Raw genomic sequence first — 702 nt, forward strand, 5'->3', positions numbered from 1 at the left:
TATTATTAATTGGATTTTGTTTCAACGCATTTTTAGAAGGTGCAGCAGGATTTGGTGTGCCAATTGCGATTTGTGCAGTATTATTAATTCAACTTGGATTTGAACCATTAAAAGCAGCGATGTTATGCTTAATTGCTAATGGTGCGGCGGGTGCCTTTGGTGCAATTGGTTTACCAGTTAGTATTATTGATACGTTTAACTTAAGTGGAGGCGTTACAACATTAGATGTTGCGAGATATTCAGCATTAACACTTCCAATTTTAAACTTTATTATCCCATTTGTTTTAGTATTCGTTATAGATGGCATGAAAGGTATTAAAGAAATTTTACCTGTCATTTTAACAGTGAGTGGTACATATACTGGATTACAATTATTATTAACAATATTCCATGGTCCAGAACTAGCAGACATTATCCCATCACTAGCAACAATGGTGGTGTTAGCATTTGTTTGTCGTAAATTTAAACCGAAAAACATTTTCAGGTTGAAAGAATCAGAACATAAAATTCAAAAACGAACGCCTAAAGAAATTGTCTTTGCTTGGAGTCCGTTCGTCATTTTAACTGCCTTTGTTTTAGTATGGAGTGCACCATTCTTCAAAAAATTATTCCAACCTGGAGGTGCACTTGAAAGTTTAGTAATAAAATTGCCAATTCCAAATACTGTGAGTGATTTATCGCCTAAAGGAATTGCGTTGCGTC

1 protein-coding gene is annotated in these 702 nt (G+C 34.6%); it reads left to right on the forward strand.

Features of this window, described 5'->3' with window-relative positions; translation table 11 throughout:
• Positions 1 to 702, forward strand: a 702-nt coding sequence (locus IDG60_RS27970; protein ID WP_206161044.1) for an L-lactate permease, incomplete at both ends; no start/stop codon positions are given.

This window comes from Staphylococcus sp. EG-SA-2 (genome assembly GCF_017152085.1).